General features: G+C 55.1%; 6 protein-coding genes. 1 reads left to right on the forward strand and 5 read right to left on the reverse strand.

Going from position 1 to position 5,020, the window contains the following annotated elements:
* From Q1K23_RS05795 to Q1K23_RS05815, 5 genes are all read right to left on the reverse strand, one after another.
* Positions 1–845, reverse strand: an 845-nt coding sequence (locus Q1K23_RS05795; RefSeq protein WP_300363200.1) for a hypothetical protein, incomplete at its 3' end; no start/stop codon positions are given.
* A 38-nt stretch (positions 846–883) separates the two neighbouring features.
* A complete protein-coding gene (locus tag Q1K23_RS05800) occupies positions 884–1,348 on the reverse strand; it encodes a hypothetical protein (protein ID WP_300363202.1) in 465 nt (154 codons plus the stop codon).
* Positions 1,335–1,961: a lysophospholipid acyltransferase family protein gene (locus tag Q1K23_RS05805; RefSeq protein ID WP_300363204.1), complete on the reverse strand. Its 627-nt coding sequence runs from the start codon at positions 1,959–1,961 to the stop codon at positions 1,335–1,337. The genes Q1K23_RS05800 and Q1K23_RS05805 overlap by 14 nt, the downstream gene beginning before the upstream one ends.
* Positions 1,954–3,261 carry a tRNA (N6-isopentenyl adenosine(37)-C2)-methylthiotransferase MiaB gene (gene miaB / locus Q1K23_RS05810; protein ID WP_300363206.1) on the reverse strand — a complete coding sequence of 436 codons (1,308 nt, stop codon included), beginning with the start codon at positions 3,259–3,261 and terminating at the stop codon, positions 1,954–1,956. Before miaB ends, Q1K23_RS05805 begins: the two co-directional genes overlap by 8 nt.
* The gene (locus Q1K23_RS05815) at positions 3,261–3,506 is read right to left on the reverse strand and encodes an HP0268 family nuclease (RefSeq protein WP_300363208.1); all 246 of its coding nucleotides are present in this window, start codon (positions 3,504–3,506) and stop codon (positions 3,261–3,263) included. Before Q1K23_RS05815 ends, miaB begins: the two co-directional genes overlap by 1 nt.
* Positions 3,507–3,698: 192 nt before the next feature.
* Here Q1K23_RS05815 and nusA point away from each other — a divergent pair, with 192 nt between their 5' ends.
* Positions 3,699–4,826: a transcription termination factor NusA gene (nusA, locus tag Q1K23_RS05820; RefSeq protein ID WP_300363209.1), complete on the forward strand. Its 1,128-nt coding sequence runs from the start codon at positions 3,699–3,701 to the stop codon at positions 4,824–4,826.
* The last annotated feature ends 194 nt before the right edge of the window (positions 4,827–5,020 follow it).

The following is a 5,020-nucleotide window of genomic DNA, read 5'->3' on the forward strand; positions in this document are numbered from 1 at the left end:
AGATCGTCCATGTCGAAAATCGTCACCTTCTCCACGAAAGCGTGGGAGTAGCGGTCGTCGTGATAGAACTTCGCGATCGCGTCTTTCATCTCTTCGAAGAGATTGAGGTTGTACTCCAAAAGCTCCAGCGCCGATTCGTCTTCGAGCCCAGAGACCTTTTCATCCACATCCTCCTTGAACTCTCCCAGGATATCGACGTCACTGATCGGTTCGACATCCTCGTCCTCTCCCAGCAGATCCAGGTCGAAGGCCAGTCCTTCCTCCTCTTCCGCTTTCTCCTCGTAGATTTCGTTTTCCACCTTTCCCTCGGAGATGACCAGCACATCGGCATACCAGAGCTTCTCTTCGGAAAATACCGCCAGAAAAGCGACACCTTTTTGATGAAGAATGAACAGCCCCGGATCCTTCTCGAAAAGGGATTTGCTCCGCTGATAGAGAAGTACGAAGGGGGAGAAGAGAAGATCGAATTCGATCTCCTTGAATTTCTGTTCGAACCACTTCATCTCGACGAGGGAGGTGTAGGCGAGCCACTTGTCGTCGACGCACAGAGAGTGGACCAGCGAGGGATCGACCCCGAACCTCTCAAAGGTCGATTTGTTGCAAAACGGCAGCGCGCCCTGATTGATCGTATCGAGCATCGCCGCCACGTAGGTCTTCGGATAGGTCCGGCGGATCTCCCGGTACCATTCGATCAGATCGGATCTCTTTTCGGCAGGGAAGGAGCGGCGCTTCTGTACATCGATTTCGCCCCCTTCGATATAACCGAACGCAGCCTCTATTCTGTCCTCGTTCAGATAGAAAAGGAGGGCCGTTTTCGGCCAGAAATAGCGCTGCAGTTTCCCCACACTCTGCCTTTTATGGATCTAAGTCCCAATATCTTAAACTATTTTTGCTTAAACAACGACGTATAAAGAGATTTGAATTTGTTGTAGATATTTCGGGCCCTCTCCACGAGCTCGTCGTCCGCCAGAGGCGTCGCATCCATTTTTTCAAAGCGATCCATCATCACTTCGCACATCATTTTGACACGGATTCTGTCCGCTTCGCCGATGGGAGAACGGTTCGCGATCTCTTCGATTTTGTTCAAAAAGGCGGTACCCTCGCGGATGTAGTCCAGATACCTCTCCGCCACTTCCGTCTGGGTCATGACGGTAAGCGCCATCCGGTTGTAGCGATCCAGTTCGTAGGCCTCTTTGGCCAGTTGGTACGCTTCGTCGTATTCCCCCATGAAGTAGTACCATTTCGCCTCGAAGGCTTTCTGGTAGGAGGGGTTGGTCCAGGCGAAGATCGCCATCCCTCCCAGCAGCAGAAGGGCGAACAGGGCGTAGACAATCCTACTCGACTGCATGTTCAAGCATCCTTTCGCGGATCAGCTCCTTCGCGGCCTCTCTCTCCATGCCGGAGAGATCGATCGGTTCGGAAGCGTAGTACTCTATTGTACCGAAGGGTTTCGGAATCACGAAACGATCCCAGCTTCCGGCCTGCCAGTAACGGGAGGGACGGCAGTTGAGTATGACGATGGGGATACCCGCTTTCTGGGCGATGACGACGGCACCGTCGGAAACGGAGTGGCGGGGACCTTTGGGCCCGTCAGGAGTGATACCGATACTCTCACCCGCTTTCACCTTTTTCAAAGCGGCGATGAGCGCTTTCGCCGCGCCTTTGCGGCTGGATCCGCGAACGGTCTTCAGACCGAAGGGGGCGATAACGCGTGTGATGATCTCCCCGTCGAAATGGTCGCTGATCATGACGTTGACACGGGTTTTGGGAGAGGCCTTGCGGAAGATGAAGGGAGCCATCAGAAGTTCGCCGTGCCAGAGGAGTGCGACGAAGGGGGTATCGGGAATCTCGTTGCTGAAACGCCACACCTTTTTGTTGGTCAGATACAGAAGCCACATCAGGACCACACCCAGGGGAGGCACGACCCAAAGAGCGAGGCGGCGGAGCAGCGTTTTACGCAACCACTTCCCCGCGGTGGCTCGTACGGCCCGCTTCGGTGATCCTGACTTTCACGGTCCTCCCCAGCAGCTCTTCGCTGCCGGGGACGCTGATGAGCATGTTGTTGTCGGATCGGCCCGCGACCATGCCGCCGGGGCGAAGCTCTTCGAAATAGACCTCGTGCACCTGGCCGACACGCTCCTCTTTCATCGCGTCGAGGATCTCGTTGTGACGCCCCTGCAGCCGGGCCAGCCGGGCCGAACCGACCTCGTCGGGGATCTGGTCCTCGTAACTCTGCGCAGGCGTGAGGGGCCTTGGGGAGTACTTGAAGCTGAACATCTGCTCGAAGCGGACCTTTTCCAGCACCTCCATCGTCTCTTCGAAGTCGGCTTCCGTCTCCCCCGGAAAGGCGACGATGACATCGGTGCTGATTGAGACACCCGGGACCATGTCGCGAAGTTTGGCGGCGCGGTCGAGAAACCACTCTTTCGTATATCCCCGTTTCATCGCCTTGAGGATCCGGCTCGAGCCGCTCTGCAGCGGCATATGCATCGACTTGCAGATTTTTGGGTTGCGGGCGAACTCTTCCAAAAAGGCGTCGTCCATGTGCAGCGGGTGGGGCGAAGTGAAACGGATGCGCTCGACCTCCTCGATCTCGCTGACCATCTTCAGCAGGTCGGTAAAGCTCGTTTTCGGATGATCCCCGCTGAAACGGCGTCCGTAGTTGTTGACGTTCTGCCCCAGCAGAAAGATCTCCTTCGCACCGCTTCGGGCCGCCTTGCGGGCCTCCTGCACGATCAGCTCCGCCGGGATCGATATCTCCTCGCCGCGGGTGTGGGGGACGATGCAGAAGGTACACTTCTTGTCACAGCCGATGGAGATGTTGACGTAGGCTTTGTAGGGAGAGCTTCTGAAATCCCCGAAAGCGTAGCGGCTCTCGTCGTAGTCGATGTCGACCTCCACGGCTCCCGGGGTATGGAGCACTTTCGTGATCTTGCTGACGTTCCGCGCCCCCAGGACGAAATCGACGAAAGGCGCTCTTTTGATGATCTCTTCGCCCAGGTGGCTCGCGGTACAGCCGCAGACACCGATTTTCGCACCCTCTTTTTTGCGTTTGTTGAAGACGCCGATTTCGCTGAAGAGCTTGTTGACCGGTTTTTCCCGCACGCTGCAGGTGTTGATGAGGATCAGATCCGCCTCCTCCAGCGTCTCGGTCGGTACGTACCCCTCTTTGGCGGTCAGCTCGGCGATCATGTGCTCGCTGTCACGCACGTTCATCGCACAGCCGAGGGTTTCGATGTAAAACTTTTTGCCCATCGCCATCAGACCAGGATATGCACCTCATAGAGATAGTCGTTCTCGTCGAGTCCGAAACGGATCTCTCTGAAATAGACGGAAAATCCCTTCTCTTCGAAATGCTCGACCATCTCCATCAGATCCTTGTGGGAGTTTTCACGGTCGAAATAGAAGATCTTCTGACCATCTTTTTCGAGCTCTTTTTCGATCTTTTCGACACTGATCGTTTTCGGTTTGGCGTTCAGTTCCGTTCTCGCTGCTTTAAGTTCCATGTATATTTCCTCGTTGCGTATCGTTGGGGCGGATATCGACGCCCACTATTATTTGCCCGATTATATCGAAACGAAGGTAAACTTTTTATAAATGTTAAAGATTGCTTTCAGTATAATTGGCTCCTCGATAGACTGCACAAGCCTACTGCACGAAAAAATCACCGAAACGATACCAAAGGAACTGTTGAAGAGATGGAAAAGATCATAGATATTATCGACTCTATTGCCCACGAAAAAGGTCTGCCGCCCGAATCGGCCAAAGAAGCGTTCAAAACGGCACTGATCCAGACGGCGCGTCGCGTCATCTGCGAAGAGTGCGACTACGAGGCGGAGATCGACGAAGTCAACAAAAGCTATATCCTCAGACAGAAAATCACCGTCGTCGAAGCGGACGACCCCCGGCTCGTGGACGAACCGGAGAAGTTCATCGCCCTCGAAGAGGCCAGAGAGATCGACCCCGACGCCGAGATAGGCGACGAACTGACGGGCGAGCCGATCAATCTCGAAGAGTACGGCCGCAGCGCCGCGGCCGCCCTCTACCACGAGATCGAATACCACATCCAGCGCTTCGTGGAAGAGCAGATGTTCAACAAATACAAATCGATGATCGGCACGATCGTCAGCGGCCCCGTCACCCGCGTCGACAGCGAGCAGAACACATATATCGAGATCGACGAGGTGCGCGCCGTACTTCCCAAGCGCAACAGGATCAAGGGAGAGTCCTTCCGCGTCGGTGAAACGATCAAGGGAATCCTGCGGTATGTCGGCATCGACAAGAAGTTCGGCATCCATCTGGAGATCTCCCGGACGATGCCCAAGTTTCTCGAAGAACTCCTGCGCCAGGAGGTGCCCGAGATCGCCGACGGCCTCGTCATCATCGAAAAATCGGCACGTATCCCCGGCGAAAGGGCCAAAGTGGCGCTGACCGCCATGAGCCCAAGCGTCGATCCGGTAGGCGCCACCGTCGGCGTCAAAGGAGTGCGCATCAACGCCGTCAGCCAGGAGCTCCACGGCGAGAACATCGACTGCATCGAGTACTCGCCGATTCCCGAAATTTTCGTCGCCAGGGCGCTCAGCCCTGCCATCATCAGCAGCGTCAAGATCGAAGAGGACAAAGCGATCGTCTCACTCCCCAGCGACCAGAAATCCAAAGCGATCGGCCGAAGCGGCATCAACATCCGCCTGGCCTCGATGCTCACCGGCTACCAGATCGAACTGATGGAGATCGCCTCCACCGGTGTCTGCACCACAGGCGAAGGGGGCATCGAAGAGGAAAAACCGGTCAATCCGGACGCCCTCAAAGCCCTTTTCGGGGAGTGATCGCAGGGCGCTTCGCGCCTGCGTTTGGTCATTAGTCATTAGTCATTAGTCATTAGTCATTAGTCATTATAGAACGATGACATCTTCTTTCTATTCCGTCAAATTTTTTTGCAAAATGAAAAACCGTTTTTAACGTCACACTCAACACTCAACACTCAACACTCAACACTCAACACTCAACACTCAACACTCAA

Source organism: Hydrogenimonas sp. (genome assembly GCF_029933015.1).
In the GTDB taxonomy this organism is placed as follows: domain Bacteria; phylum Campylobacterota; class Campylobacteria; order Campylobacterales; family Hydrogenimonadaceae; genus Hydrogenimonas.

Coding starts and splice junctions, on each gene's coding strand:
- Q1K23_RS05800 (WP_300363202.1), bottom strand. CDS start 1,348: ATGCAGTCGAGTAGGATTGTCTACGCCCTGTTCGCCCTTCTGCTGCTG.
- miaB (WP_300363206.1), bottom strand. CDS start 3,261: ATGGCGATGGGCAAAAAGTTTTACATCGAAACCCTCGGCTGTGCGATG.
- Q1K23_RS05815 (WP_300363208.1), bottom strand. CDS start 3,506: ATGGAACTTAAAGCAGCGAGAACGGAACTGAACGCCAAACCGAAAACG.
- nusA (WP_300363209.1), top strand. CDS start 3,699: ATGGAAAAGATCATAGATATTATCGACTCTATTGCCCACGAAAAAGGT.